Below are 26,655 nucleotides of genomic sequence, written 5' to 3'. Positions count from 1 at the left end.
AAGATTTTGTGCACTTTAATTGCTCTGCTGATGTTTTATTAACTATGTTTATTTAAAATATCCAGTAAAATTCCCTTTATATTGTCTATTTCATTTTCATGAAGAGTAAATCTCACCAATGACTCATCCAAATCTAGGGCTTCAGAAAAGAGACCGCTAATACCTCTAGCTTTTCTGTCAACTTCAATAAAAATCTCTATATTTGATTCATTAAGTAGAGAAAACATGATTTCTACTTCATCTAAACTTTTTTTAAATTGACCTGCTGTTGGAATAAATTCAAATTCCTGTACAAACGGTAATCTTTTCCGTACCTTATATGAAGCAGCTTCATTTTTTACATTTCTAAGTGAAAATCCAAGTTCACTTAGTGCACTAATTGTTTTTTCCATCAAAGGATGTGGTTCAATTTTAATGATATCCCGATCTGTCGGATCTATAGAACCCTTAATATCAACTCCTGTTTGCAACCAAACCTTTGAGGATCCAACGGTTAATGGAGTATCCAAAGGCAGCTCAAATGTGAAAGGAATTGTTTTTGTTTCACCTGGCATAATAACAAACGGTTCATTCAGCTTCACCTTTGCAATGACTGCTTGTTTGTGAACGACTTTATCATCTTCTTCTTTTTCATAATTTGTGTTAATTGTCAGATAAATTTCATCAATTGATTGTTCGATGTTTCCTCCTTTTACTTCAATAATTCCTTTGACTTTGTCCCCGACTTTGATAATTGAATCTGATAGTTTTGCATCGACCTTAGCAGATCCAATCCCAACACTAGCTAATATTTTATTGAAAAAAGACATTGTATCCCTCCCTAATAAAGACAATTCCCCACATCTTTTAAGACCTGATCCACTTCTTCGTACGCCGTATCCAATTGCAGCATTTTTCGTAAAATCTCTTTACAATTACTTGTAATGGTCAATTCCTCTTCCCATGTTTTCTTTTTAGATGTTTCAGGTTCAAATGAAGAATATAGTAAGAATAATAGAAAATGACCTAGAGCATAAAAGTCACTTTTATAACTAATCTCCCGAAACAATTTTTTGTCTAATCGATTTAACTTCTCTTCGTTTGCAATCTGGTCAGTTCTTTTCCTAGCTAATCCAAAATCAATAATATAATGGGTGTTTTCATGTTTTAATATATTGGGGATTCGAAGATCCCGATGTACATATCCCTTTTCATGGATAATCTTCACAAGTCCAAGAACATGATAAAGTTCTACTAACGCCTCTTTTTCGGTATACTTTACACCATCATCAAAAATTAATTGCTCATATGTTTTACCCTTCTTATACTCCATGACAATAAATTTCTTTTGACTTACATCCTCAAACTTTTCAAAAAGTTGAGGAAAAGCAGGATGTTGAAAATTACTTAATATGAAAGCTTCTCGGTCAAATGCCCTACTTCCGGCCCGATCGAGCCTCTTGTATTTTCTTAACTGTTTTAGTACTTTTTGATTTTTCTGTTCATCTTCAACTAGATACGTAAAACCATAACTTCCTTTACCCAGAATTTCGGTTATCACATATTTATTTTCTACAATTGATAAGGGAGTAAGGGGTTTTTCTACAAGCTCGATCCATTTATTCAGCAAAACGTTCATTAGCTGCTATAGGAACTAAAAAAACTGCTTGATCCGTGTCTTTTCTTGTAATCATGATGACCATATTTTGATGGATGACGGTGTTTATAGCTTGAACGTTTAAAGTCGCTTGAACTATACTTTCGATAAGAATGAGAGTGTTTATTTGATATGAATGACTTTAGGATCTTTTTTAACATGTTGAATCCCTCTCTTTATGTTCAAATTGATCATTTATTCTCCTTTATATACGACACGGATAAACAAAAGTTTCACATTTTTTATTAAACTCCCATACAAATGTAGAGAATTAGGTTATATCTCATTAAAGGGATGACAAATATGAAAAAACAAAACCATGAACCGATGGCTACAATCGAACAAGATTTAAAAGATATACTCAAAGACAAAACTCCATTAATCGTAACACAAATAGAAAAAGAGATTATATCTACTATTAAATATAAAACAGAGTTAGCAAATAAAAATAATATAACCCGAACAAATGCTTATCTTTCATTTTATTTGGAATATCCAGAGATCCATTGGGCTTTTTTGGCTCATATGGTCTCACGAAATGGCGGATATAATATGACTGACTTAAAAAGTTCTATACTCTCTTCCATTCTCTCTCCTACCCAGCAAGTCAGCCTTTTTCATTTCCTTGAACGTGCTAATTCATTAATTTTTCATGATGCGTATCCGCAACTGCTCCTATATAAAAAAAGCATAGAAGATAATATTTCGTATTTTCATCTATTACCTTTGTTTTCTGTCTCAACATTTATGACGCCGATATGGACTTTTTTTTTCCGTAACAAATTATCTTCAACATTTCTGACATTTGCATTAATTACAAATGAACAACAATATGTTGAAAAACATCTCATGACTTTAAACCATACAAAACAAGCGATCTTTCAAAATTTTATGTATATGATACAAGAAGTGATGGGTTTTACCCATGTTATTTTTCCTTATAAAAAATACACTTTTTTAAGAAAATATTCCTTATCAGGAATCGAAGTACACAACTTTCAATCTGTACAAACAAGAATTAATATTGGGAAAAAACTTTATCATATTCTGTTTTCAAAACAAGCATACTCCTCTATTTTGGATTTTGCCAATAAACATGTTCATACAGGTTCTCGTTCTGATTACTGGCCACATGAATATACGTCAAACCAAAATCAATCTAAAATATTCAGTCCTTCTCTTATTCTTTCCTGGGAAAACGTCAAACATCATTCTCCGACTTACCACGATTGGTATACAAATTACTCAAAGGTTAAGTACTGGAGAGATAAAGTAAAAGCTGATTTTCAGGATATTACGAAAGATGTTAAACGGGATTTAACCCTAATGAAGTCAATAGATAAAGTACAGAAAATGATTAACTAATGACCGATACCTTTTCTAAAAAACACAAAAAAGAAGATGTCTCGATAGAAGGTTCACTTTCCTACTATATAGCCGGTAAAAATCAATTACATGCTATAGAGAAAATGCTATATAAAATCAGAACCTTATGAGACATCCTCTTTTTACTATTTTGCATTATTCATTGTCTTCAAACTCTAAATCTTCATCAATTATACATTTGTTCAGAAGGTAATCAAATGTAATATCTGCAAGCTCTCCAAGTTCGTCTTCACCTGGAACATACCCTCTTTTTGTGAGCTCATTGTAAAAGAACTCAGCAATCTCCTCTGTGTCAATAATTACTTCTATTTCCTTCACAATATCGCCCCCCTTCTATTTTTTATGTCCATGCACAGGGACATATGCTACTTAAGTGAATAATTTTTTTGAATGATACAAAAAGAAAATGGAATAACCATATATTCCTTTCATATAAATAGTTTTAGATGGACAAGCACATAAAGAAATGGGGAATATTAGGATGATAAATGAGGTTACTAGCAAAAAAATCAATAGTAAGTTAAAAAAAGTTGAGAAACATAACATGCTGGATTTTATTGATGGAGATGGCTTTGATCAATTATTAAGCTTTATTCTAAAAGGCTTATTTTATGGAGTTATTTTTTTCTGTATTCCTTATTTCATTTTTATTATGTTTTCACTGTAAGAATTAATGTATTGAATCAATATCCTTGTATCTTGATAAGCTTTTTAACACCAGATTCATCATATCTAAATATTCCTGATCATGAAAAAGATTATAAAGTGTTTTATAATCATTGTAGATATCAAGCATTTCATCAATTAATTGCTTTTTATCATCTGATTTTCTATTATCACTTGATGGTTCCAGGCCAATATATTGATGAATCAAAGAAGCATAGTAACGGCTTTCATCAGATATTGTGTTGTGCAAATGAACTTGCTGAATAAATTCTTCAGCCTCTTGATTACTTATCATTAGGCTCATTTCATCTTCTGTCGCCTCTAACCATTCTCCATCTGACATTCTAGTTAACTCATAAGTAATTTCTTCCCACCCATCTTCTGCGTATCTCCAAACTTCTGTTCTCACTCCCACAATTCTAAACAATGATGTTCCATATCCTTTTACCAATACGATATCACCAATTTGGTAGAGAACTTCTATACTTATCTTTTCTGTTTCGACAATAGTCCCATCATATTCTGAAAATAATTGAAGTGCATTTTCATAAAACAACACATCCCCATGATTCACTTCATAGGCAAATTGCTGGTCTACTAAATGAAGCTTTGTTATCGTGCCAACCGTTCCATACATATTAATCACGACAATATCTCCTATTTTAAATTTTGGTTTATTTTGACGATTATTTTTCATTTTTCCATCTCTCCTTTTGTCGTGATTGTAAGGATAAGATAGTATATGCTGTATTTTTCATTTCGTCATGGGCTCCAGAAAATCATTGCAGATCTATATATCGATATGTACATATTAAAAACAAATTTGTTATTTACTATTATCAATATAATTTTTTATCATTTAAAAGAGGCTGGGACAAAAGTATTTTAGCCAAAGAAAAATCCGAACTATAATTCATGATTCTACGATTAGAATGTTGAATTAGTTCGGATTTTTTCTATTAAGGGCCTATTCTAACCAAAATTATTCGTCATTAGTAATGAACATTTTAGTTTTGTCCCAGCCTCTTTCTTTTAAATATTTTTTAAAATTTCATGTTGATACCTTTCCCATGCATCATCAAATACGGTCATACTAGCTAAATAGGAACCATTCATTTCTAAATAGGAGCTTATTTCGTCATAATTATCTGTGTTTTTAGGAAAGCTATGATCATCATAAGCATCATTAGCGAACTTGGAAATTTCATCCTGTGGCTTAGGATGACGATATTTCATTAAGTAATGATAAAAAGATTTCAAACGTCATTCCCCCTGCTGACAATATTTTATAATTATTGCTTGTTCAAGAACAGAATAAAACCATTACCTTTTGGAAAAACATAGGTTTTTTTATATAAAAAGAATACCTCAAACATTCCAAATAAAATGGAACAGCTAGAGATATTCTAACATTCATTCTATCAAAATTATACTTTTGATTCATGATATTGAAAATCTATTTCAAACCCTAAATCTTCTAACATTTTATGATCTGCCGTGCTTTCTTGTCCAACTGTTGTCAAATAGTCTCCCACAAATATTGAGTTTGCTGCAAATAATCCAAGTGGTTGAAGTGATCTAAGGTTCACCTCACGTCCGCCTGAGATTCTGATTTCTTTTGTTGGGTTTATGTATCGAAATAGTGCAAGAACTTTTAAGCAATATCTTGGATTAAGGTCATTCGTTCCTTCAAGCGGAGTACCGTCTATAGCGTGTAAGAAATTTACCGGTATAGAGTCAGCATTAAGTTGTTTTAAGCTGAAAGCCATATTAACAACATCTTGAAGTGATTCCCGCATCCCAACAATCACCCCGGAACATGGTGAGATTCCACTTTCTTTCACAATAGCAATTGTATTCAATCGGTCATCATATGTATGGGAAGTTGTAATCTCATTGTGATGTTCTCTTGAAGTATTGAGATTGTGATTATATCGATCCACTCCAGCTTCCTTTAATTTATCTGCTTGTTCCGGTTTAAGTATCCCTAAACAAGCACAAACTTTTAATCCATATTTTTCTTTAATTTCTTCTACAGCAGAAGTGACATGGCTCACCTCTTTATCGGTAGGTCCTCTTCCACTCGCTACAATGCAATAGGTGCCTACTTGAAGATGATGCGCTTGCTCTGCTCCTTTTAAGATTGTCTCTTTATCTAGCATTCTATATTTCTGAATAGTTGCTTTTGACACACTGGATTGTGAACAATACCCACAGTTTTCAGGGCATAATCCTGATTTTGTATTCATAATCATATTTAACTTTACTTTTTTCCCATAATAATGTCTTCTTATTTTGAATGCTCCGTCCAGTAATTTTAATATATCTTCATCAGGACATTCTAAAATCGAGAGAGCTTCATTCACTGTTAATACTTTTCCGTTTATTACATCATCAGCCACTAACTCCCAATTCACATATATTCCCCCTTTTATTCATCTACTAATAATGGTAATGATTGGGTGGATATATGTCAACTTTATATTTATTTAAGTTTACAAAAAGGAGCCCATATTGAGCTCCAAAAATGTCAGAATGATTAGTTAATATAAGCTGCACCTACGATGATTAGCAAGATGAAAAGTACTACAATTAAAACGAAGCTGTTCCCATAACCGTAACCGCCACCATATGGATATCCACACTCATTATAGCAATGCATAATAATTCACTCCCATGATTTATTTTGATTTCACTCTACATTATGCTATGGGTAGGTTGTATTGTATGTGTGTTTGCCTATTTCCAGGTGAAAAATCACTTCATTCTACATATGCAACAACAATGAAAAAACCGTGCTTCGGGACTTAGCACGGTTAACACACATTATTTTTCGAAGAATTCAATCCATTCCTTATCAGGACCCCGAAAGAATATATACTTTGCACCATTCGGTAAAACAGTAATATCTTCATAGATCCATTCCACATTGGCAGACTGTAATCTTTTTCTCTCAGCTTCAATATTATCAACTTTGAATGCAATATGATGTACTTTTCCTTCATCAGGTAAATCCGGATTATATCCTTCAATTAATTCAACTATAATTTGGTCTTTCACACCTAAAAATGCCAATTTCATTTTCCCATCAGTATGTAAAAATTGATCAAGAAGTTCTAAACCTACTACCTCTTGGTAAAAAGAAATTGATTTATCGATATCAGCTATTTGGATACCTACATGTTCAAAACCTAAAACTGCCACTATCCCCACTCCTTTTTCTCCAATATACCCTATACTATATAATCAGTAATTTGTATGTCTACATTTAAAAAGGCTGTACTTCAGCCTTTTTCACTTCCTATTCAAATAATGAGAGATATTTTCCATACCCTTCTTTTTCTAAATCTTTCTTTGGAATAAATTTTAATGCTGCCGAATTTATACAATACCTTAGCCTGCTTGGACCCGGTCCATCATCAAAGACATGACCAAGATGTGAATCAGCTGTTTTACTTCTAACTTCTGTTCTAACCATACCATGGGAAGTATCTAATTTTTCGACCACTTCAAAGTCCTGAATCGGTTTTGTAAAACTTGGCCATCCGCAACCTGCGTCATATTTATCCGTTGAGCTAAATAAGGGTTTACCTGAAACGATATCAACATAAATCCCTTCTTCTTCATGATTCCAAAATTCATTGTGAAATGGAGGCTCTGTTCCACTTTTTTGTGTTACTTCATACTGCATTGGTGTTAGTGAAGCTTTTAGATGATTTTTATCTTTCCAATGTTGTTCAATAAACCGGTCCCGTCCAGAACCTGAACGATATTGTTTATAACGTCCTGTACTCTTTTTATAAAAATCCTGATGATATTCTTCAGCAGGATAAAAAGGCATTGCTTCACGAATTTCAGTTACGATAGGTTTAGAAAACCTGTTGCTATTTTCAAGATCTTTTTTAGACTGTTCAGCAAGCTCTTTTTGCTCTTTAGAATGATAAAATATAGCTGTTTGATATGATTCTCCGCGATCATAGAATTGACCACCATTATCTGTCGGATCAATTTGTTGCCAAAACAGCTCTAATAACCTCTCATAAGGGAAAATATCCGGGTTAAACGTAATTTGTACAGCTTCTAAATGTCCAGTCGTATTTGAACATACCTCTTCATAAGTAGGATTTTCTTTTTCTCCACCTGTATAGCCGGATATAATGCTCTCAATACCTGGTAATTCATCAAAGGGTTGAACCATACACCAAAAACATCCACCCGCAAACGTAGCTAATTCTAAATTATGATTATTACTCATTAATTTAATCACCCTACCTTATATTAACTAATGATTTCTATTATATAGCATGTATTGTATCCTAGAAAAGTAAACTGCTTACCTTATTTAAGATGATATCTCTTGACACATCCATAGAACTTCCTTAGTCTAATTAAAAGGATATCATGTAAGTACGGAGGAAAAAAGTTGAATAATCGTCAAGATAAAATGTATGAAATGGAAGCTTTAATGCGACATGTATATAGAAAATTACGCCAAGAAATGAATCTTGTGTACGATAACGAAATGTCAAGAAACGAGTTTTTCATATTAAAGACTTTATTTGAACACGGTCCTAAAAAATCTTCCGATTTATCTAAAATGTTGAATGTATCTGCATCTCACATTACAGCTATAACAGACTCTCTCATTGAAAAAAAATGGATCGACCGTATTCGTTCTGTTCATGATCGTCGAATTGTAGATATACACCTTACGGAAGAAGGAAAAAACACCCTTTTATTGTTTGAAAAGAAAAAAACAGATTTTTTATTAAATAAATTTAATGAGTTTAGTGAAGAAGATATTAAGAATTTTATTATCTTATTTAATAAACTATTAAAAGCTTAATAACCTCTTTGAAATAAGGATGACTTAATTGGTCATCCTTTTATATTTTTTCATAAATAAATGAATTCAACCTCATTATGTAATGTCAGTAAATCCACTTTTTCAAACATAAAATCTCTTCAATTGTGAATAATAAGAAAAACATACATGGAGGTCATGATTCTATGTCATCACCGTATTTATGTCCAAATTGCAAAACCAATAGAACAAGATTCAATATTATTGAACAACAAGTTAAATCTGTTAAATTAAACCCACAAACCGGAGATGTTGTGGAACAACTTGATCAATCTGCATTAGACCCTTTTCACATTTCCTATAAGGGACCCGAATACCGTATTCAATGCGGAACATGCGGCTTAATTGAGGACGAAATTTCTTTTATAAAAAGAGCACAAAATAATCAATAAAGAGACTAGAGGTAAAGAGAAAATCTTTGCTTCTCTCTACCTCTTTTTTAATCATTCACTATTTTGTGTTGTATTAAAAAACATTTTCTCTTCGCTGTTATTCTTTATATTTTGCTTTTTACCTTTATGCTTCCCCATTTTCCCATCTGACTCATAACTTAATTTATTATTTTTCATCTTCCCATCCTTCCTTTTTTTGATACCCTCATTTTTTCCGAACATAATGAAATGTATGTAAACTATTTATACTTACTTGTAGGTAAGACTACAGACTGAGAGTTGAAACATAGAAGGACTAATTTACCTAGTTTCATAAAAAGTTATTGTAAAAAATATTAATAAATTTTTAACTTTTTATTAATTATTAAAGTTCCTGTTTAGTTTTTGTAAAATCTGTATACACTCATTCATTTTCTATTATTATTAGATAGAACCAGCCGGGTTCAAAGTAAATACTATTCGTTACATGGGAGGAATTAAAATGAATAAGAGCTTATTGTTAAAAGTCGGAGCATCATTACTTGCTGTATTTTTAATGGCTGCATGTAACAACACAGATGATACTGAACAGGAAGAAACAAATGTAGAAGAGACGGAAGAAGGTACAGAAGAAGGAACTGAGGAAGAAAGTACAGAAGAAGTTGAAACGGAAGAAGAATGATCTTAAATAAATAGAAAAACTGAGAGGATGAAACCCTCTCAGTTTTCATTCTTATGATTTAGATTTTTCATCTTTTATATGCCATAAATAAAAAGCAACACTTAGACACATTGTACTGTATGCAAGATTCAAATATACTTCATCCATATTTTCAGCAGCAAGCTTCTGCCATGCTATCCCGCCAAAAATGAACGAAACAAGAATTGCAGCAAGCGCAAAGATCATAAATTTATTTTTCATTCATTGAACCCCCATCTTAATACTCTTACGTTTTATATATTTATAATCTGACTATTCATGCTGTTCTTCAGAAATAATTTTAGCTTGGTCATTTTCATAAGCTACCACGTAGTTCATCTTTTTTGAAGTGCTTTTATGTCCTTGATCTGTTTGTTCGGTAACCGTTAAAACTGTTTCTACAAGGACCTTGTCTTCAATTTTTGTTGTTTTAAGCTCATCAACCCTTATTGAAATAATATTCAAATAATCATTTCTAAATGATTGATAATCAATATTTGTTTGCCAGTTACTTCCCAATAATGAGTAAGCTGTTACAAAATCCTGATAATTTATACTATCAATGAAATAACTGACAAGGTAATCAGCTGTTTCTATAATTTTATTTTCATCGATTTCTTCAACTTCGTCAACCGCTTCTACAACAGGTAAGTTTTTCATTGGAGTTTCTGACCAGCTATTTACTAATGGAAGGACAGTTCCAATTGGAAGGCTAAATCCGATGCTTCCTTGTTCGATTCTTGCTGAGTTGATTCCCACAACACTTCCTGTTCTCCTATCAATTAATGGTCCACCACTGTTTCCTGGAGCAATCGGAGCAGATATTTGGTAAACATTATCATATTTATACGGCTCTACGTCCAATTCTCTGTCGGTCCCACTAATTATTCCAGTTGTTACAGTGTTCTGAAACCCCAATGGACTTCCCAAAGCTAAAATTTCATCACCTAATTCGAGCGAAGTATTGGGTGCCAGCTTTAATGGTTCAACATTTTCTAATCCATTAACCCTTACGACAGCAACATCGGTTTCAGTACTAATCCCAATTACTTCACCATCAAAACCCATTGCATCTGTTGTGCGGATTTTCACCTGCTTCGCACCACTTATTACATGTGCGTTTGTTATGATATCCCCCTTATGATTATAGAGAAAGCCGGAACCGACTGTTCCATCCTCTAACTCAACCATTACAACCTTCTTTTGAGCTTCCCGAATGATTTCTTTAATCTCTAGTGGTGGTTGAACCGCATTTACATCTTTGTTTTGATTTAAGATCGTTGATTCTGAGTAAACCTTTTTTGCCGTATACTCTTTAACATAAAAAAAGCCTATTCCACCTGCAATCCATATGAGAAGGGATATTAAGATACTGCTAATCATTCTTTTCTTCATAAATTATCCTTTCTTCTCTTCTAAAAGCCATGATATATTTGTGACCTCAACCTTTACCTTTTCTTTTGTTGAATATGATACATGCTCAAAATTTCCTGCTTGACCAGGCTGCAACTTGTTAGGAAAAATATTTGTCTTACCTTCTTCAAGTACTGAACCTTTGTCATTTAAAACCCGAAACTCAATTACTATTGAGTGAACACTTTCAGTACCTTTGTTTTTAACAGAGCCTTTAATATAGGCATCCCCATATTTATCTACGTTAGCCTTTACATCGACTAGTTCTACAGCTTGTGTAGAGTTCATCTGTTCCTCTTTTTTGGCAACTTGTATAGCCTTATTAATTCTCTCTTGCTCTGCTGCCTCAAATGCGGTCTTCTCTTCAATAATACGATCTTTTAATGATAATAATTTTTCATTGTTAACAACATATTGTAGTGCGTCTTCGACAGAATTTATAGCTTTATTAAAGTGCTTTTGTTCCAGATTCTTTTCAGCTTCAGAAGCACTTATACTTACCATTTTCATATAAATTTGTTGTTTTATTTCAGAAGCTTCTTGAACCTCCATTGAATAGAGTGTTGACAGCTTATCAGCTAATTCATCTATTGTAGAAAGCTTATTTATTTCTTCTTTCATCGTTCCGACCTTGACACTCGTTTCAACTTGATCAATTTCATAAGACAGTTTCACAAATAAAGGTGAACTAGTTGTACTAACTTGTCTTTTAATCAAGTTAAGATCTTTTTGAGCATCTTCAAAGTGTTCATTCATTATTTTTTGTTCAACATCACTTAGATCTTGATTTAAGTCAATAATGGATTCCACTATTTCTTTTTCTTTTATCATTACATCATAGGTATTACGAAATGAAAGGCCGGATTCGAGAAAGGATAGTGCTTTCTCATATTCTCCTGCTAAAGCAGCCTTTTCAGCTTTTTCTTGAAATTTAAGAACTGTAGCATTTACTTTTGACTCAAAAGTATGTGTCAAAATAAGCCCTGAGGTAACAAGTAGTAAACTTAGAAACGGGGTAATATAAACAAGTATTTTCTTCTTTTTATATGAAGAAGGATGTAGTTGTTCTTCTAGCTTCTTTCCACAATTTGAACAATAATTCGCAGACTTTACTGCAATATTTGCTCCACAGTTAGTACAAAACATTACGCTCCTCCTCTCCAGTAGATAAGGGAACAGAGCCTCTTATTTTATGATGAGACTTTCATTCTAGCAATCTATCATTTCCTTTATTCGACAATCTATCCTATAAGTATACATGTTTCACTATGATCATTCTAGCCTTTATAGGCAGGGTAATTTGGACCAATTTTCAAGATAAACATAGGTCTAACATATGTTAGACCTTATGGTAACGGAACATGTAATGTGAATGTAATATCATCTTTCTCAAGATTAAATGTCTCTGCACGAGCACTTAACCCATTTTTTAAAGTTAATTCATCTAAATGGATATCAATTAACTTTTCACTTGAATTAATGACAACATATTCAGGTAGATCATAATTGGTACTCATATACTTTAATACATATGACACCGGTAGTTTTAATTGTCCGATAGATAATTCATTCACAAGCAACTGTACGTTTCCATCGGCTTTTACGATCGGCTCAAGAACTAATTTCATATCAACGTCTTTATTAAATGCTTTAATAACACCATAAACATTTACTTTATCCTCTAATTCTACATAATACTCTAAGTTTTCTTGATCTGTTTCCTGTTCAAGATAATGATTTACTAATTTCGTTAACGTGCTTTTATCAGTACCAATTAAGAACGGAACAATTTCTTGTCCATCAATTTGCTGAGTTTTTTCCTTTTCTCTGGGTTGATCAACAGGCATTAATAATAAAGAGAAAACGACTATTAAAAAAATTAAATTTATCCCAGCAAGTACAAGAAACAACATTTTCCATTTTTCCATCGAATCACTCATTTCTACCAACAAACTTCGCTGTAATATCCTCATTTGTCATTGCTTGATAAATACGGTCTGCCATTAAAGTATACCCACTCTCATTCGGATGAAACTCATCTTTATAAAGCAATTTTTGATCGCTTTGCGATGAGAAAATATCATCTACAGGTACAAACACACTATTTTCATCACTTTTAATCATCTGTTTGGATACGCTATTCCATTCTTCAATAATTTGATCAATTTCAGGTAAATTTGGCAACATGTATTTAAAAGGATTATAAAGTCCTACAAATATGATTGGAACATTTGAGTTGTGAGCACGAATTGTTGCGAAGATATCCTCTAATCTTCTTTCAAAGTTTAGTTGTTCTTTCCGAAAAGGCTCAAAGTCTAAAGAAAAAATATTTTGACGAACTACATTCATAATATCATTTCCACCAATCGTTATAACAATAACATCAGCTTGCTTCAAAGCTTGAACAACATTCTCTTCTTTTAATCTTTTTTGAAGATTTGTCGTTTTATGCCCTCTTATCCCAAAGTTATCAACATGTACCTCTTTGATTTCTTTTTCTTCCTCTAACATATCTGTTACCCTTCCTACATAACCACCTTGATCAGACTCATCCCCTACACCCTTTGTTAAGGAATCCCCAAGGGCAACAAGCTTTACTGTTTTAGGAATAAACTCTTCCGATGGTTCCTCTTTTTGTGTAAGAGAAACTGGTTTGGTTTCAAGTGTTGACATTGATTCAGACATACACCCTGTTAGAATCAAGCTTACTATACCAATGGTAATTACCTTTCTTATCATGAAATCACCCTGTCATCTAGTCTAAAAACCTATTATATCATGGATAATATATTGGTTTTTAGACTGAACATTCATATAGAATGATACTCTTTACTTAATCATTAACATCAAAAGATCTTCTAAATAAAAAAGGCAGAAATCACAAACACAATATACAGCTTACATTATTAAATAACGTGCTATAATGGGTGTTTTTATGAGATCTGACCGTCACTACTATTCAATTACTTAGTTAGCGCCTTAATATCTTTGATCATTTGATCATATGGCGGGTTTTCCACACCATTATAGTCCTTCATGACCACACCATTTTGGTCAACTACATAAAAGGAAGTTCCATGAAGGACTTGATCACTATTTTTTGGTTTTTGAACAATTGTTTTAAAACTTTCTCTTGCAAACTCTTCAATTTCCGTTTGTGAATAACCCGTTAAGAAATCCCAATTTTCAAATGATATGGAATAAGGTGCCGTAAAATCTTTAATTTTTTCAGGAGTATCATTTTCAGGATCTACACTAAACGAAATAATTCTGGCGTTTACACCTTCACTTTTCATCTTCTGCTGCAATTCACTCATATGTGCCGTCATCGGAGGACATACTGTCTCACAATTCGTAAAAATAAAGTTTGCTACCCAGACTGTCCCTTTTAGGTCATCCAAAGATAGAGGGTCATTATTCTGATTTGTGTAACTAAATGATTGTACTTCATAGTTTAAAGGATCTTTAATGGGAGATTGGTTTCCACACGCAGTTGTTAGAACCAATAAGAAAATACCAAGTACTAAAACTTTCTTATATTTCAACATAATATCTTCACCCTTCTTTTACTTCAACAAAAAGAATTTTATCAAAGTTGTCTGAAAAGTAAAAGGTAATTTGTGTGAAGATTTTATGTCCTCATATTTTTATTTTTCATTTTTAAATGTATAATATATATCCTCTAGAAAATATGCTCGATTAAATTTAGTTGCAATGAAATGTGTCGGGTAATCAGCAAGCTCCTTAAAAGATCTAAAGTCACCAATACTCTGACCTCGTGCATCATCACTTTCTGTGCTGACTTTGACTGGTCTTTCTATGAACTCAAAGTAATGGCTATTTACTACAGCCCATATAGTTAACAAATCATGCATAGGTCCTCCGGAAATGGAAGGATCTCTTTGTTTATACCATTTCGTATAGTAATCGATTATAGGCTTTAACAACATACCTGCCCGATCATCTTTACTTGTAAAGTGATTATCTAATTCCTTTAAATAATTGTCTGGAATAATTGCATAGCTAGTTACATTTAATGGGAAGATCTTAGCTTTTTGTGCCTTACTTAAAACTAAATTTGCAGCATAATGATCACTATAAAAGTTTGCTTCCGCAATAGGTGTTGCATTACCAGGATATAGAAATGCTCCTCCCATAATAAAAAGCTCTTTAACTTGTGAAAGAAGATTTGGATAGAGGACGACTGCAGTTGCTAGAGATGTTAGCCTCCCAACATTCACAATCATGACTTCATTCGGATAAGATTCAATAACAGTAACTATTTCATGAAAATTTTCAAATTCAGGAATTGGTTCAGATAAATCAGGAGTGATGGGGCCTAAACCATATTCTCCATGAATTTCGGGAAAATAAGTCGGATCTTCACCTGTTAGTGGTCTAACAGCACCACCGATTATTGGGATATTTGTTAAACCCGTTAATTCACTTAAATATGTGGCCGTTCTTGTTGCATTGTCTTTTGATATATTCCCATAATCTACAACAACACCAACAATTTCTATATCTTTACTATAAAAGGCATATAATAAGGCTACAATATCATCAATTCCAAAATCTCCGATAAACAACACTTTATTAGCGATTGTACACACCACCTTCGATATTCTGTTTTTATGTAATACTATCTACAAAAGGTTTGATAACCTTCTCTTCTTTCTTGTGGTTATTTTATTGATATTAACTCAATCATGTGCCTATCCATTTATTAAAATGTCTATAAATATATAACTTAACAAAAAATAAAAAGCGACTCTACATTAATCATTTGACTAACAAAATGATCATATAAAATCGCAATTTTATTTTATTCAGTATAATACATAAATCCAATTGCCCCTTTGCCTGTATGCGTAGAGATAATTGGAGTTGTAAAAGATATATCTACGGTAATGTTTGGATAAATATCAATTACAGCTTTTTTTAAGTTATTCGCAAAATCAAATGCATCTGCATGAGCAATACCCACTGCTTTAACTGTTTTACCTTTAATATCCTCAGCAAATTGCTTTGCTAAAAATTTAACTGCTTGTGAATGACTTCTTACTTTTCCTACAGGGGTGTAAACCCCCTCTTGTAACTTGGCTATAGGTTTAATGTTAAGCAGAGAGCCAATAAGTGCTTTACCTCTGCCAATTCGACCACCTTTCACAAGGTTATCAAGTGTATCAACACTAATATAAAGCAATGTATTTTGACGTATTTCATCTATTCTTTTAAGAATTTCCTCTTTTGAGGAGCCATTTTTAGCCATTTTTGCAGATTCAATCACTTGAAAACCTAGTGCTTTTGAAATAAACATGGAATCCATTACAGTTACATCTGCAGAAGACATTTGGGCGGCCGTTTCAGCTGATTGTACAGTTCCACTTAAACCCTTTGACATATGAATAGAAATGATTGTACTTCCATCCTTACCAAGTTCATCATAGACTTTCAAAAATTCCCCTACAGGAGGCTGAGAGCTTTTGGGCAGCTCTTTAGATTGGCTCATCATTTCAATAAACACTTCTGGAGTCACATCAACTCCATCAAGATAATTTGTAGAGTCTATTGTTATTGATAATGGTACAACTATGATTTCATATTCATCTAGTAATTCCTTATCCAAATCAATAGTAGAGTCAGTTACAATCTTAACTTTGGTCAAACCATCACATCCCTAAAAATACTATCTCCATTATACAATCAATTGTTGGACAATCAATGGTTATTAGAGTGTAATAAGGAAGGGAGCCAAGCAATAATTGGCTCCCTTCCTTCTAAGCATTGTTTTTTAAAACATTTGTGCCAAATATCGCCTCATAATCAGGCCATTTTAGCAGTTTTTTCAAGTAATCTTTAAAAGAATAAACAGTCTTTGGATTTCTCTGTGCATGAATTAATGTTATAAGTTTTTGTAAACGGATTTGAAGCATGAAACGGTATTTGTTATCTTCCTCCAATACTGGAATATCAGTAATCTTTACCTTCTGTCCACTCATTAACTTGAACTCTAGGCTTTTGAATAACAAGTTATCAATCCTCTTTTTTACCCGTTTCCTATATTATAACCTAATTCAAATTGGAAGTCTGTCTAAATTTGTCTAATAGCAAGTTTTTTTAAATGTTAAAAGTTATATGAGCAAATGGAAAAGATTGCTGTCTTTATTAACTTCTTTATAATAAAAACCCTTTTTCTTCATTCTTTGAAGAAGCGGTTCATAATCTTCTTTTTGTTTTAGTTCAATTCCAACTAATGCAGGTCCTTTATCTTTATTGTTTTTCTTTGTATATTCAAAACGATTGATATCATCGTTTTGCCCTAAAACTTCATCTAGAAATTCTCTAAGGGCACCAGCACGTTGTGGGAAATTAACAATAAAATAATGCTGTAATCCTTCATACATCATTGATCGTTCTTTGATCTCTTGCATTCTTCCAATGTCATTATTTCCACCACTAACTACACAAACAACATTTTTTCCTTTAATTTGGTCTCGTAAAAAATCAAGCGCAGATATAGATAAAGCACCTGCAGGTTCTGCAACAATGGCATTCTCATTATATAATTCTAAAATGGTTGTACAAACTTTACCTTCAGGTACCAATAGCACTTCTTCCACTACATCATTACAAATTAAAAATGTTTTGTTTCCAACTTTCTTTACAGCTGCACCATCAACAAATTTATCTATTTTATCGAGAGAAACTACTTTGTTCTCAACTCTAGATTGATATAGAGCCGGTGCTCCTTCAGGTTCTACTCCAATAATTTTCGTCGATGGAGATATTGCATGAAAATATGTGCCTATTCCGGAAATAAGGCCGCCACCACCAACACTTGCTACCACATAATCAATTTCAAAGTCGGCATCGTTTAATATTTCAACCGCAACAGTCCCTTGACCAGCTATAACATCTGTATCATCAAATGGATGAATAAATGTACGTTTTTCTGCTTCACTGCATTCAATAGCTTTTTGATATGCATCATCAAACGTATCTCCGGTTAAAATAATCTCAACAAACTCTTTTCCAAATAATTCAACCTGTGACACCTTTTGTCTAGGAGTTGTGGAAGGCATATAAATTTTCCCATGAATCTTTAATTGTCTACACGAATAGGCCACACCTTGAGCATGATTACCAGCACTGGCACAAACAATGCCATTTACAATGGCTTCAGGATTTAATTGTTTAATCTTATTAAAAGCACCACGAATTTTAAAAGATCGAACCACTTGAAAATCTTCACGCTTTAAGTATACGTTACATTGGTATTTTTCAGAAAGTTGTTCATTTTTTTGTAATGGTGTATGTGTCACAACATCTTTAAGAAGATGATGTGCTTTTAAAATATCTTCTACATATACGTTTTGCAAATCATTGATAGCTTGTTTCATTTTCACGGTCCTTTCAACTGCTTGTTAATTTGAAATTATATCATGAATATTCAAAATTTAAAGGAAATATTATAAATTTTAACATTATTTTAAGAACTACTAGTTCTGTAAATTAATCTTTACACGATAAAAGCTTTAGAGGTGATAAAATAATGGAGTATGAAATTAAAAATATAGAAAGTGCAATTCCGTGTTTAGTAGTTGCAGATCCAGACAATGGACGGTTTATGATCCGTGAAGCAGACACAAGTGGGGAAGTTTTTAACAGCCCAAGAGAAATGCTTTTTTGGATATATGAGAACTGGACTGAACAAGATTTTGAAGACAAAGCCTTGTTCAATGAGATTCTATTGTCTCTTCAGCAAATCGTACAAGATTAAGATACCTTTATTTCATTATAACATATTTAAGTGTGATGAAATTTAAAGGATAAAGTGGTATAATTGATAAATTACCTGATATAGCATAGAGATTTTCGAGCTGAAAGGAGAAGGAAATGGCAAACACACATACCTTTTCAAAAGGGGAAGAAATTGCAAATTCAATAACACATGGTATTGGCGGCTTACTGAGCATTGCCGGCCTGGTCGTCTTAGTTGTTTTTTCATCTCTCCATGGCACACCTTGGCATATCGTCAGCTTTACTTTATTCGGAGCCACAATGGTTCTATTGTATACAGCATCTACACTTGTGCACAGCTTCCCGGCTGGTAAAGCAAAAGATTTCTTTGAAATATTAGATCACTCGGCAATTTACTTTTTTATTGCAGGCACATACACTCCATTCCTTTTCATTGCAGTGAAAGGGTGGATCGGTTGGACATTGTTTGGAATTGTTTGGGGACTTGCAATTGGCGGGACAATATTTAAATCATTTTTTGTAAAGAAATTTCTTTTCTTTTCTACCATTATGTACGTCATAATGGGATGGTTAATTGTTTTTGCTTGGAATCACATTGTCTCAAACGTACCTCTAAATGGTGTTATTCTTCTTGTAATCGGAGGAGTATTTTATACAGTTGGAGCTATATTTTATATGTGGCGGGGGTTTAAATACCATCACGCAGTATGGCATCTATTTGTACTAATAGGAACTGTTCTACACTTTTTTTCAGTTTTACTATATCTTTTACCATAAAAAGCAGGACAATGTCAGCAATCTGGCTTGTCCTGCTTTTTTTATTCCGAAATATATCCTTAATTAATCTTTTCATAAACGACAAATTCAAAGTCATAAGGGTTTTTCTTGTCCCTCGTTCCCTTTTCCACTGAAATTTTCTTCCATTCAGTCTCTTTTCTATCTGGAAAATAAGTATCTCCCTCAAACACATCGTCAATCTCGGTAATATATAATCGATCGCTTACTGGCAGTATTTCTTTAAAAATTTCTGCTCCACCTATTACAAACAATTCTTCATCTGAACGGGAAGATAGCTCTAAGATTTCGTCAATTGAATGCAGAATGGTACAACCTTCCTGCGAATATGTTGAATCTCTCGTTACAATAATATTCTCACGTCCAGGTAGTGGTCTTCCAATCGATTCGAACGTTTTTCTACCCATTATAATTTTGTGATTCATGGTTACTTTTTTAAAGTATGCCAAGTCTTGCGGAAGATGCCAAGGTAATTGATTATCTCTGCCAATAAGGCGATGTTTATCCATCGCAACAATTAAAGAAATCAAACACTAACAACTCCTTTTATATGCGGGTGCGGCTCATAATCTTCAATTGCAAAATCTTCAAAAGAAAAATCAAAAATCGATGTTACGTCACGATTAATTTTTAATGTAGGCAATTGTCTTGGTTCTCTTTGTAATTGTTCCTTTACCTGATCAATATGATTTGAATAAATGTGGACATCACCAAATGTATGAACAAACTCCCCTACCTCTAAATTAGTTACTTTTGCCATCATATAAACTAACAATGCATAGGAAGCAATGTTAAAAGGAACTCCTAGGAAGACATCCGCAGATCGTTGGTATAGTTGACATGAAAGTTTTCCCTCGGCAACATAAAACTGGAAAAAGCAATGACATGGAGGCAATGCCATGTTATCTACATCTGCAACATTCCAAGCAGAAACAATTAACCTTCTTGAATCGGGATTGTTCTTAATTTGTTCAACTACATTTGTAATTTGGTCAATTGTGGAGCCGTCCCTTGCAGGCCACGCTCTCCACTGATGACCATAAACAGGACCTAGCTCACCTTTTTCATCCGCCCATTCATTCCAAATTCTAACGCCATGATCCTGTAAATACTTTACATTTGTATCACCTTTTAAAAACCATAATAACTCATGAATGATGGATTTTGCATGAAGCTTTTTTGTTGTGATTAGCGGAAATCCTTCTTGGAGATTAAATCTCATTTGATATCCAAATGTACTAATTGTTCCTGTACCTGTACGGTCTTCTTTCTTAACACCATTTTCCAAGACATGCTTACATAAATCTAGATACTGCTTCATAAAGACACTTCCCTTATTTTTTTTCCTTCATGTATTTTACCATTTAATACTGTGAATTCACATACAAATTGTTCTGTTGGAAAACGGCTTTTTCCTCTAATGATTGAATATATTTAAAAGTTAATGGCGCATTTTCATAAAGAGCCTTTTTGTTTTTTTCATCATAGTAGTACATGGCAAAGGTTTCTGCAAAATACTCCTCTGGAAATTGAAGAAAATAATTCTTTAATGGAAAAAGTTGATCTACCTCTTGCTTCCAAATATTAATAAATACTGGATCAACTCGAACATAATGAAAGACATAACGATCAATTGCATGTGCGAATTCATGAAGTTCTAAATTGATTGAACCGTGTCCCTTACCAAATTCACTATGACCGATTTTCGCGTAAACAACGCGATTGTCACTCATACCTGGTACTGAGTCCCAGTTTGGATCTGATTCCCCATAACCTCTTGGTTTGATATTTTTCAAATCACTCAATCCATTTTGATTTGTTAAAGGGCCAGTAAATAATTGAACCTGGATACTTTCCTCTACTGCTAACAATAGGATGTTTTCATCTACCTTTTGAATGTTATTTATCATCTTGATGGCTTCTTTTTCTGAAAAAGCAGAATATGGTAATAAAATCAATTCGTTTACAACAGATTTGGAGAGATTAAAATCTGCGTTCTCAAATTGATAGGTGGAAAGAGGTCTACCTTCTGGAAAAGCTTTGGCAAGATGATAGAAAGGAATACAAATAAGGATGATGAAAAGAATGACCCCAGCCTTTTTCATGATGTGCATCCTTTCTTTTGTTCTACTACGTATGTGGGTGAAAATCATATTTATTTGTATGAGGTTTGTAATATAGTAGGAGTGTTGGATATATATAAAATCACTATATTAAAATATTAACACATTCTATGGGATTCTACTAGATTCCTACTATAAAAGTTAGAAGTTACAAACTGGAAAGCATGGATGGTGAAGTATGGTTCATTGTACAAAAAAGAGCATGCATACGCATACTCTTTTTTGTGGGGATTAATGAAAGCTCATCCAATTTGGAGGAGTATTTTTATTCCAGTAAATACTTCCTAAATCTTTATGAGACTGAAAAAAATCATGATATGTATGGTAATGGAAGTTAAACCAGTAACCTTCTAAAGGTCGATTTTCTCTACGAACATGAAACCGCAGTAAATCTTCTCCCGTTTGAGAATGATAAATGTGAAAAATCTTTTCGCCTGTTCCACCGGAAGGTTTAGAAATTTCTATATGCTGAAAAAGCTCATCATCTTCAACATTTAGATAATATGTAATCACTTCTTCCATTTTCGGAAAAATGACTTGTTTAAATTCATCCTCAATAACATGGCCAATTTTATCGCCAAATTTAACAAAAGACTTATGCTCTGCTTCTAATAGAATATTAGATAAAACTTCCTCGTTAGAAAGCGTTTTCTCTTCTTCGATATTGATATTAGATTGAGCTGCTTGTTCCGTTTCTTCTCTTGACACGGTTGAATTCGAAACTGTATCTTCTGTTGGTTTTTCCTGAACTGCTGCTAATGAAGCCGGTGGCGTAACGAGGCCAAATGTAGCGATTGAAAATAGGATAACAAGAGATTTACGTAACCATTTGTTCATAGCAGTGTTCCTCCGACTTTAAGATTATATGAATATTTTAACATAGAGCCGGATGTTATTATATATCAATTTCATGACAAATTTTATAAATAATTTGTGTTGAAAAATCTTTCACCAATATCTTTTAATATGATAAGAAAACGTTTAAAATTGTGTGTACAGGTAAATAGTAAGTATATTGAATAGGAGGAGCTAGATATGGGTTATGATACTTTATTTGTAATCATTTCGTTTATTACACTTGCGTATTTCATTTACGTTGAAATTACAGATTAATACATAAAGAAAAGGGTGCTTGTTTTCATGCAAGCACCCTTTTCTAATTAAGTTCTTTTTGTTTTCTTTCGAGCGGAGTCTACCTGATAACCATTTGTTTCAGTTGTGGTTGTACCTTGTCCTTCCACGTTTGGAGAGCTGAGTCCTGCTCTTGATGGGTCAACTTTTCTCTTTGCCAAATGAATACACCTCCATGGTCTTATCATTTGCTATTAAGATATTTCTATTACACCGTAATGGAATTTTGCTGATTTACGAACATTCACCTCAAATTGAAATTGTTTAAACCTGGAGCTTTTGTAATGATCTTTTAAGACAACTCTTTTTTTGGCAACACGCTTGGCCTCTTCGATGGTTTCAGCATGCAGCGGCGAATAGTTGGCTAATTTTTTTAAAGGTTCAATTCCAACAGAGCCATCAATTGATTCTTCAAACATTGGGTCGAAATATACGACATCAAATGAATCATCATCACAGCTTTTGAGATATGAAAAATGATCAATATTATGTACAACAATTCGTCTCATCGCCTCATCGATAACCGGTAAGCCTGTTTCCCATTGATTAAGACCTTTATGCACAAGATAAGATAGAAACCTGCTGCCTTCAACCCCTATTATCAGTCCATGGGTTCCTACTACATAACTTCCGACTATACTATCCGAAGCAAGACCTAACGTGCAGTCTAAAATCTTGTCTCCTGGCCGCAAATCGCAAGCATCACAAAAGGGATCTCCCTCTCCTTTCATCAGCCTTTTGATCCTGAACATTGCTGAATTAGGATGAAAAAATAATGGGCTTTCTCCATTTAAAAAATGCAATTCCACTCTGTTTTTCCCCACTACAATAACGTGATCCACAGCTCTTTTTTGTATATCTGCTACTGATCTTTTGTTTCGTTTTTGATATGTGGCACCCAGTACATCAGCAATTTGCATAGCGTATTGATCCTGCTTTTCATTAGGTCTTCCTGATGTTGTAACAATCATATTTTTCTCCTAATTTAAGTCATAATAAAAGGATGCATGAGCATCCTTTTAACAGTACTTTTCAAATGAACTTTCCAAGTTTTGCTTAATAGCCTCAATCGAATTCCCTTCGATTTCATGACGTGGAATAAAGTGAACAACCTTTCCTTCTTTCAATAGTGCCATTGATGGTGAAGAAGGTTCATATCCTTCAAAATAATCCCTCATCTTTGCTGTTGCCTCTTTATCCTGTCCAGCAAAAACTGTAACCAATCTAGAAGGTTTTTTATCAGCGTTAAGAACGGCTTGGGTTGCTGCAGGTCTAGCTAAACCTGCGGCACATCCACAAACAGAATTAACTACAACAAGAACTGTGCCATTCTCATCTTTCATGAATTGCTCAACATCTTCTTCACTTGTCAACTCCTCAAACCCGGCATTTGTTAATTCTGCTCTCATAGGTTTGACCATTTGCCTCATATATTCTTCGTATGCCATTGACATCATTAATCCCTCCAAGTACTTCACATGTATTTTTAGAATACTATAGCCTATTTCTCATTGCAAATAAGAAAAGCGCAAGGCGCCACCCATCAGCTTGAGCTAGACACCAAAACTTAGTACAAAATTTTATCTTTCTTATTTATGAATAAAAGTCTCAATAAAGTACATGTCAAAACAACCAACCACACTTATAATGGTTGGTTGTCAACGCTAAGTATTACGCTTTTCGACTTTCTGTCATCTGTTTCCAAACAGAACCTTTCGCTTCTTCTCCACCTTCAATACGTTCTATCGCCATTTTGATTTGCATACTAACCTCAAACTCCGGATCATTTTCAGCCTCTTTTAATGCAGATAAGGCTTTTTCGTCTCCGACTTCATAAAGAAACATGGCTGCCCGCCATCTTACTAATTTATTTTTATCTTTTAATGCAACCATCATTTCTTCCATGGCTGCAGGATCACCAATGTCTGATAGACAATCACCTGCTGTTCTTCTCACCGTAACAGATTTATCCTTAAGTGCTTTATAAAGCAATGGTAAAACAGCTGGCTTCTCGATCATCCCCAAATAAACTGTAGCCAGTCTTCTTATTGAAGCTTTCTCATCATTTAATGATTTTTCCAAAACAGGAATATCCGCTTCTGTAGGATTCATTTGATCTAAATGAGCGAAGCGTTCAGTCCAATCATCATGATCTAACATCTCGAGTGTTACTTTATATGATTTACGTGGTTGTATTTTTGCCGCTTCTTTATTTTCCGATAAAGCCATAAGTAAGTTATTAAGGCGTTCGTCAGAATATGCAGCATTTATCTCATCAACAACCTCTTTTCCAATATCTTCAAGATCACCATAACGTACTCCATGTTCTTTCCACTGGCGATCTAATACAACATTTTCATTTGATTGTTGAGCTGTAAATACGGCATCTTTAAAACGGTCAGGTAAGCCAAACCGTTGTTCGGTTATTCCATCTGTCAATTTAACTTGCATCGGAATGTGATTAAACATTTGGATAGATACTTTCACTTCACCAAACGCTTCTTCATTCGTCCCATTGTCTGAAGATCCTTCCAAGACATCTTCTCCGAACGCTTGACGAACCTGGGCTAGCAAATCTTTCCAATCGTATTTTGCATTTCTTTCCACAGCAAGAAAATCTGCAACATGATAAACTCCTTTTACCCCTTCTATAGCAAGAATATCTTTAATTATTTGCGGTGCATCAACCGCAGAATCTTTTTTGTAATTATTGCTCTTTCCTGAAGGGAGTTCCTCTGATAAAAGAACCTTCATCGTATTAGGACTTGGAGTAGGTTCAATAGATTTAATCTTCATTCTGGGCACTCCTTTATTTATTTCGTAATGGTATTGTAACATAGCCTTGTTTAGACATGCTATTCATAGGATTTTACTTGATTTTCGTTCTATATTAACTAAACAATCTGTTCAATAGGTAAAAAGAAAGAATAGCTATCATTGCAACAATTTGTTCCCTTTACTTTTCTGTAGTAGTACCCCACTCTGAATAAAACTGTTGTAAATATTGCTCTAAAAATAAATGCCTTTCTTCTGCTATATGTTTTGCTGTTTCCGTATTCATTAATTCTTTTAATTTAAGTAATTTATCATAAAAATGCTGAATAGCATGATGATTATTTTTCTTCTCCGGATCATATATAATATGGCCACGTGAACCAGCAAAAGAAAATGTCCTGGCAATACCGATTGCACCGATTGCATCTAGACGATCTGCATCCTGAACAATTTTACCCTCTATACTCAACTCATTCTGACTGATATTCTTCCTGAAACTTATTGAATCAATAATTTTTAAAACTTTATCTCGATCATCCTTATGAACTCGTTGCATTTTCAATAATTTTTCAACTTCAAGGATATCTAGCCTAATCGTTTCTTTTACCTTTTCATCTATTAAATCATGGAGAATAGCCGCCAATTCAACAATAAATACATTTGCATTTTCTTTTTCGGCTATAGATACAGCAAGTTTTCTAACTCTATCAATATGCCATTTATCATGGCCACTTTCCTCATGTTCGAATTGTTTGTACACATACTTTGTTATGTATTCGATTATGTCTTCTGAATTCATTTTTATCGTTGCCTTCCATCAGTAATTGATTGATATATAAAGTAAAGAACATCTGACTAGCTGCCCTTCATATAATATTTTATTAAGTTTAAAGGAGCTAATCAGATGATAAGAAGAAACCCTCGCACAATAATTGGTCAGGCATGGACAGGACGACATGTGATTTTATTACACTGTTATGAAAATAATACAGTTCATCAGTTGTTTAAAAGTTTTCATGCCCCAATGGAAC

36 protein-coding genes are annotated in these 26,655 nt (G+C 33.4%); 7 read left to right on the top strand and 29 right to left on the bottom strand.

Annotation, left to right across the window (positions count from 1 at the left end; all coding sequences use genetic code 11):
- Positions 1–38 precede the first annotated feature (38 nt).
- Together BK577_RS10855 and BK577_RS10850 are read right to left on the bottom strand one after the other, a co-directional pair.
- Entirely contained in the window at positions 39–809 is a 771-nt protein-coding gene (locus BK577_RS10855) for a sporulation protein (RefSeq protein ID WP_078432895.1), read from the bottom strand.
- Positions 810–820: 11 nt separating this feature from the next.
- Entirely contained in the window at positions 821–1,609 is a 789-nt protein-coding gene (locus BK577_RS10850; protein ID WP_169908208.1) for a serine/threonine protein kinase, read from the bottom strand.
- A gap of 330 nt (positions 1,610–1,939) precedes the next feature.
- Here BK577_RS10850 and BK577_RS10840 point away from each other — a divergent pair, with 330 nt between their 5' ends.
- On the top strand, positions 1,940–3,001 hold the full coding sequence (locus tag BK577_RS10840) for a DUF2515 family protein (protein WP_169908206.1): 1,062 nt from the start codon (positions 1,940–1,942) through the stop codon (positions 2,999–3,001).
- A 156-nt stretch (positions 3,002–3,157) separates the two neighbouring features.
- Here BK577_RS10840 and BK577_RS10835 read toward each other — a convergent pair whose 3' ends face one another.
- Positions 3,158–3,340, bottom strand: a complete 183-nt coding sequence (locus tag BK577_RS10835; protein WP_026560717.1) for a YozD family protein — start codon at positions 3,338–3,340, stop codon at positions 3,158–3,160.
- Between the two features lie 163 nt (positions 3,341–3,503).
- Between BK577_RS10835 and BK577_RS10830 the strand changes: the two genes are divergently transcribed.
- A complete protein-coding gene (locus BK577_RS10830; protein WP_078432891.1) occupies positions 3,504–3,689 on the top strand; it encodes a hypothetical protein in 186 nt (61 codons plus the stop codon).
- A gap of 3 nt (positions 3,690–3,692) precedes the next feature.
- Here the strand turns inward: BK577_RS10830 and BK577_RS10825 are convergent, their stop codons facing one another.
- The 6 genes from BK577_RS10825 to msrB form a co-directional block, all read right to left on the bottom strand.
- Complete coding sequence (locus tag BK577_RS10825) at positions 3,693–4,385, bottom strand: hypothetical protein (protein ID WP_078432890.1); 693 nt, start codon at positions 4,383–4,385, stop codon at positions 3,693–3,695.
- 335 nt (positions 4,386–4,720) lie between these two features.
- Entirely contained in the window at positions 4,721–4,948 is a 228-nt protein-coding gene (locus BK577_RS10820; RefSeq protein WP_078432889.1) for a YozE family protein, read from the bottom strand.
- Between the two features lie 167 nt (positions 4,949–5,115).
- Positions 5,116–6,105, bottom strand: a complete 990-nt coding sequence (gene bioB, locus BK577_RS10815; protein ID WP_425435926.1) for a biotin synthase BioB — start codon at positions 6,103–6,105, stop codon at positions 5,116–5,118.
- Between the two features lie 122 nt (positions 6,106–6,227).
- The gene (locus BK577_RS10810) at positions 6,228–6,350 is read right to left on the bottom strand and encodes a YjcZ family sporulation protein (RefSeq protein ID WP_078432887.1); all 123 of its coding nucleotides are present in this window, start codon (positions 6,348–6,350) and stop codon (positions 6,228–6,230) included.
- A 164-nt stretch (positions 6,351–6,514) separates the two neighbouring features.
- Complete coding sequence (locus tag BK577_RS10805; RefSeq protein WP_078432886.1) at positions 6,515–6,892, bottom strand: VOC family protein; 378 nt, start codon at positions 6,890–6,892, stop codon at positions 6,515–6,517.
- Between the two features lie 97 nt (positions 6,893–6,989).
- Positions 6,990–7,943 (bottom strand): peptide-methionine (R)-S-oxide reductase MsrB, encoded by a 954-nt coding sequence (gene msrB / locus BK577_RS10800; RefSeq protein WP_078432885.1) that lies wholly within the window; start codon positions 7,941–7,943, stop codon positions 6,990–6,992.
- Between the two features lie 168 nt (positions 7,944–8,111).
- Here msrB and BK577_RS10795 point away from each other — a divergent pair, with 168 nt between their 5' ends.
- Together BK577_RS10795 and BK577_RS10790 are read left to right on the top strand one after the other, a co-directional pair.
- Entirely contained in the window at positions 8,112–8,534 is a 423-nt protein-coding gene (locus tag BK577_RS10795; protein WP_372496263.1) for a MarR family winged helix-turn-helix transcriptional regulator, read from the top strand.
- Positions 8,535–8,698: 164 nt separating this feature from the next.
- Positions 8,699–8,944, top strand: a complete 246-nt coding sequence (locus BK577_RS10790) for a hypothetical protein (RefSeq protein WP_026560710.1) — start codon at positions 8,699–8,701, stop codon at positions 8,942–8,944.
- Positions 8,945–8,995: 51 nt separating this feature from the next.
- Here BK577_RS10790 and BK577_RS26605 read toward each other — a convergent pair whose 3' ends face one another.
- Positions 8,996–9,121 (bottom strand): hypothetical protein, encoded by a 126-nt coding sequence (locus BK577_RS26605; RefSeq protein WP_264144554.1) that lies wholly within the window; start codon positions 9,119–9,121, stop codon positions 8,996–8,998.
- Between the two features lie 304 nt (positions 9,122–9,425).
- Here BK577_RS26605 and BK577_RS10785 point away from each other — a divergent pair, with 304 nt between their 5' ends.
- Positions 9,426–9,605, top strand: a complete 180-nt coding sequence (locus BK577_RS10785; protein ID WP_078432884.1) for a hypothetical protein — start codon at positions 9,426–9,428, stop codon at positions 9,603–9,605.
- A gap of 51 nt (positions 9,606–9,656) precedes the next feature.
- On the opposite strand, the gene ypmT is transcribed toward BK577_RS10785, so the two are convergent.
- The 10 genes from ypmT to ilvA form a co-directional block, all read right to left on the bottom strand.
- Entirely contained in the window at positions 9,657–9,845 is a 189-nt protein-coding gene (gene ypmT / locus BK577_RS10780) for a protein YpmT (RefSeq protein ID WP_078432883.1), read from the bottom strand.
- Positions 9,846–9,896: 51 nt separating this feature from the next.
- Positions 9,897–11,018 (bottom strand): S1C family serine protease, encoded by a 1,122-nt coding sequence (locus BK577_RS10775; RefSeq protein WP_078432882.1) that lies wholly within the window; start codon positions 11,016–11,018, stop codon positions 9,897–9,899.
- 3 nt (positions 11,019–11,021) lie between these two features.
- Entirely contained in the window at positions 11,022–12,182 is a 1,161-nt protein-coding gene (locus BK577_RS10770) for an FxLYD domain-containing protein (RefSeq protein ID WP_078432881.1), read from the bottom strand.
- Between the two features lie 200 nt (positions 12,183–12,382).
- Complete coding sequence (locus tag BK577_RS10765; protein WP_169908204.1) at positions 12,383–12,964, bottom strand: YpmS family protein; 582 nt, start codon at positions 12,962–12,964, stop codon at positions 12,383–12,385.
- A 4-nt stretch (positions 12,965–12,968) separates the two neighbouring features.
- The gene (locus BK577_RS10760) at positions 12,969–13,775 is read right to left on the bottom strand and encodes an SGNH/GDSL hydrolase family protein (protein ID WP_078432879.1); all 807 of its coding nucleotides are present in this window, start codon (positions 13,773–13,775) and stop codon (positions 12,969–12,971) included.
- Positions 13,776–13,999: 224 nt separating this feature from the next.
- Positions 14,000–14,584 (bottom strand): SCO family protein, encoded by a 585-nt coding sequence (locus tag BK577_RS10755; RefSeq protein ID WP_078432878.1) that lies wholly within the window; start codon positions 14,582–14,584, stop codon positions 14,000–14,002.
- Between the two features lie 99 nt (positions 14,585–14,683).
- Positions 14,684–15,652, bottom strand: coding sequence for a nucleoside hydrolase (locus BK577_RS10750; protein ID WP_245823461.1), 969 nt, complete (start codon positions 15,650–15,652; stop codon positions 14,684–14,686).
- Positions 15,653–15,861: 209 nt separating this feature from the next.
- Positions 15,862–16,704: a DegV family protein gene (locus BK577_RS10745; RefSeq protein WP_078432877.1), complete on the bottom strand. Its 843-nt coding sequence runs from the start codon at positions 16,702–16,704 to the stop codon at positions 15,862–15,864.
- A gap of 112 nt (positions 16,705–16,816) precedes the next feature.
- On the bottom strand, positions 16,817–17,068 hold the full coding sequence (locus BK577_RS10740) for a DUF2535 family protein (RefSeq protein ID WP_078432876.1): 252 nt from the start codon (positions 17,066–17,068) through the stop codon (positions 16,817–16,819).
- A gap of 102 nt (positions 17,069–17,170) precedes the next feature.
- Complete coding sequence (gene ilvA, locus BK577_RS10735) at positions 17,171–18,439, bottom strand: threonine ammonia-lyase IlvA (protein WP_078432875.1); 1,269 nt, start codon at positions 18,437–18,439, stop codon at positions 17,171–17,173.
- A gap of 152 nt (positions 18,440–18,591) precedes the next feature.
- Here ilvA and BK577_RS10730 point away from each other — a divergent pair, with 152 nt between their 5' ends.
- The gene (locus BK577_RS10730; protein WP_078432874.1) at positions 18,592–18,819 is read left to right on the top strand and encodes a hypothetical protein; all 228 of its coding nucleotides are present in this window, start codon (positions 18,592–18,594) and stop codon (positions 18,817–18,819) included.
- Between the two features lie 116 nt (positions 18,820–18,935).
- Positions 18,936–19,577, top strand: coding sequence for a PAQR family membrane homeostasis protein TrhA (gene trhA, locus BK577_RS10725; RefSeq protein WP_078432873.1), 642 nt, complete (start codon positions 18,936–18,938; stop codon positions 19,575–19,577).
- Positions 19,578–19,636: 59 nt separating this feature from the next.
- On the opposite strand, the gene BK577_RS10720 is transcribed toward trhA, so the two are convergent.
- From BK577_RS10720 to BK577_RS10680, 9 genes are all read right to left on the bottom strand, one after another.
- Complete coding sequence (locus BK577_RS10720; protein WP_078432872.1) at positions 19,637–20,125, bottom strand: dihydrofolate reductase; 489 nt, start codon at positions 20,123–20,125, stop codon at positions 19,637–19,639.
- Positions 20,122–20,916, bottom strand: coding sequence for a thymidylate synthase (locus tag BK577_RS10715; protein ID WP_078432871.1), 795 nt, complete (start codon positions 20,914–20,916; stop codon positions 20,122–20,124). The genes BK577_RS10720 and BK577_RS10715 overlap by 4 nt, the downstream gene beginning before the upstream one ends.
- A gap of 43 nt (positions 20,917–20,959) precedes the next feature.
- Entirely contained in the window at positions 20,960–21,700 is a 741-nt protein-coding gene (locus BK577_RS10710; RefSeq protein WP_078432870.1) for an anthrax toxin lethal factor-related metalloendopeptidase, read from the bottom strand.
- A gap of 249 nt (positions 21,701–21,949) precedes the next feature.
- Positions 21,950–22,555: a YpjP family protein gene (locus BK577_RS10705; protein ID WP_078432869.1), complete on the bottom strand. Its 606-nt coding sequence runs from the start codon at positions 22,553–22,555 to the stop codon at positions 21,950–21,952.
- A 323-nt stretch (positions 22,556–22,878) separates the two neighbouring features.
- A complete protein-coding gene (locus tag BK577_RS10700) occupies positions 22,879–23,010 on the bottom strand; it encodes a YuzL family protein (RefSeq protein ID WP_078432868.1) in 132 nt (43 codons plus the stop codon).
- Positions 23,011–23,043: 33 nt separating this feature from the next.
- Positions 23,044–23,820: a class I SAM-dependent methyltransferase gene (locus BK577_RS10695; protein ID WP_078432867.1), complete on the bottom strand. Its 777-nt coding sequence runs from the start codon at positions 23,818–23,820 to the stop codon at positions 23,044–23,046.
- A gap of 48 nt (positions 23,821–23,868) precedes the next feature.
- A complete protein-coding gene (locus BK577_RS10690) occupies positions 23,869–24,303 on the bottom strand; it encodes a BrxA/BrxB family bacilliredoxin (RefSeq protein ID WP_078432866.1) in 435 nt (144 codons plus the stop codon).
- Positions 24,304–24,520: 217 nt separating this feature from the next.
- Positions 24,521–25,645, bottom strand: coding sequence for a conserved virulence factor C family protein (locus BK577_RS10685; protein WP_078432865.1), 1,125 nt, complete (start codon positions 25,643–25,645; stop codon positions 24,521–24,523).
- Between the two features lie 160 nt (positions 25,646–25,805).
- Complete coding sequence (locus tag BK577_RS10680; RefSeq protein ID WP_078432864.1) at positions 25,806–26,423, bottom strand: HD domain-containing protein; 618 nt, start codon at positions 26,421–26,423, stop codon at positions 25,806–25,808.
- Between the last annotated feature and the right edge of the window lie 232 nt (positions 26,424–26,655).

It is taken from the genome of Metabacillus halosaccharovorans (assembly GCF_002019635.1).
Taxonomy (GTDB): Bacteria; Bacillota; Bacilli; order Bacillales; family Bacillaceae; genus Metabacillus; species Metabacillus halosaccharovorans.
This window is presented reverse-complemented; position numbering and strand designations above follow the sequence as displayed.

Bases quoted from the DNA above. Each gene is read 5' to 3' on its own strand.
- BK577_RS10855 (WP_078432895.1), bottom strand. From the start codon at position 809: ATGTCTTTTTTCAATAAAATATTAGCTAGTGTTGGGATTGGATCTGCT.
- BK577_RS10840 (WP_169908206.1), top strand. From the start codon at position 1,940: ATGAAAAAACAAAACCATGAACCGATGGCTACAATCGAACAAGATTTA.
- BK577_RS10830 (WP_078432891.1), top strand. From the start codon at position 3,504: ATGATAAATGAGGTTACTAGCAAAAAAATCAATAGTAAGTTAAAAAAA.
- BK577_RS10825 (WP_078432890.1), bottom strand. From the start codon at position 4,385: ATGAAAAATAATCGTCAAAATAAACCAAAATTTAAAATAGGAGATATT.
- BK577_RS10810 (WP_078432887.1), bottom strand. From the start codon at position 6,350: ATGCATTGCTATAATGAGTGTGGATATCCATATGGTGGCGGTTACGGT.
- msrB (WP_078432885.1), bottom strand. From the start codon at position 7,943: ATGAGTAATAATCATAATTTAGAATTAGCTACGTTTGCGGGTGGATGT.
- BK577_RS10790 (WP_026560710.1), top strand. From the start codon at position 8,699: ATGTCATCACCGTATTTATGTCCAAATTGCAAAACCAATAGAACAAGA.
- BK577_RS26605 (WP_264144554.1), bottom strand. From the start codon at position 9,121: ATGAAAAATAATAAATTAAGTTATGAGTCAGATGGGAAAATGGGGAAG.
- BK577_RS10785 (WP_078432884.1), top strand. From the start codon at position 9,426: ATGAATAAGAGCTTATTGTTAAAAGTCGGAGCATCATTACTTGCTGTA.
- ypmT (WP_078432883.1), bottom strand. From the start codon at position 9,845: ATGAAAAATAAATTTATGATCTTTGCGCTTGCTGCAATTCTTGTTTCG.
- BK577_RS10775 (WP_078432882.1), bottom strand. From the start codon at position 11,018: ATGAAGAAAAGAATGATTAGCAGTATCTTAATATCCCTTCTCATATGG.
- BK577_RS10770 (WP_078432881.1), bottom strand. From the start codon at position 12,182: ATGTTTTGTACTAACTGTGGAGCAAATATTGCAGTAAAGTCTGCGAAT.
- BK577_RS10765 (WP_169908204.1), bottom strand. From the start codon at position 12,964: ATGGAAAAATGGAAAATGTTGTTTCTTGTACTTGCTGGGATAAATTTA.
- BK577_RS10760 (WP_078432879.1), bottom strand. From the start codon at position 13,775: ATGATAAGAAAGGTAATTACCATTGGTATAGTAAGCTTGATTCTAACA.
- BK577_RS10755 (WP_078432878.1), bottom strand. From the start codon at position 14,584: ATGTTGAAATATAAGAAAGTTTTAGTACTTGGTATTTTCTTATTGGTT.
- ilvA (WP_078432875.1), bottom strand. From the start codon at position 18,439: ATGAAACAAGCTATCAATGATTTGCAAAACGTATATGTAGAAGATATT.
- BK577_RS10730 (WP_078432874.1), top strand. From the start codon at position 18,592: ATGGAGTATGAAATTAAAAATATAGAAAGTGCAATTCCGTGTTTAGTA.
- trhA (WP_078432873.1), top strand. From the start codon at position 18,936: ATGGCAAACACACATACCTTTTCAAAAGGGGAAGAAATTGCAAATTCA.
- BK577_RS10715 (WP_078432871.1), bottom strand. From the start codon at position 20,916: ATGAAGCAGTATCTAGATTTATGTAAGCATGTCTTGGAAAATGGTGTT.
- BK577_RS10710 (WP_078432870.1), bottom strand. From the start codon at position 21,700: ATGAAAAAGGCTGGGGTCATTCTTTTCATCATCCTTATTTGTATTCCT.
- BK577_RS10705 (WP_078432869.1), bottom strand. From the start codon at position 22,555: ATGAACAAATGGTTACGTAAATCTCTTGTTATCCTATTTTCAATCGCT.
- BK577_RS10695 (WP_078432867.1), bottom strand. From the start codon at position 23,820: ATGATTGTTACAACATCAGGAAGACCTAATGAAAAGCAGGATCAATAC.
- BK577_RS10690 (WP_078432866.1), bottom strand. From the start codon at position 24,303: ATGTCAATGGCATACGAAGAATATATGAGGCAAATGGTCAAACCTATG.
- BK577_RS10685 (WP_078432865.1), bottom strand. From the start codon at position 25,645: ATGAAGATTAAATCTATTGAACCTACTCCAAGTCCTAATACGATGAAG.
- BK577_RS10680 (WP_078432864.1), bottom strand. From the start codon at position 26,423: ATGAATTCAGAAGACATAATCGAATACATAACAAAGTATGTGTACAAA.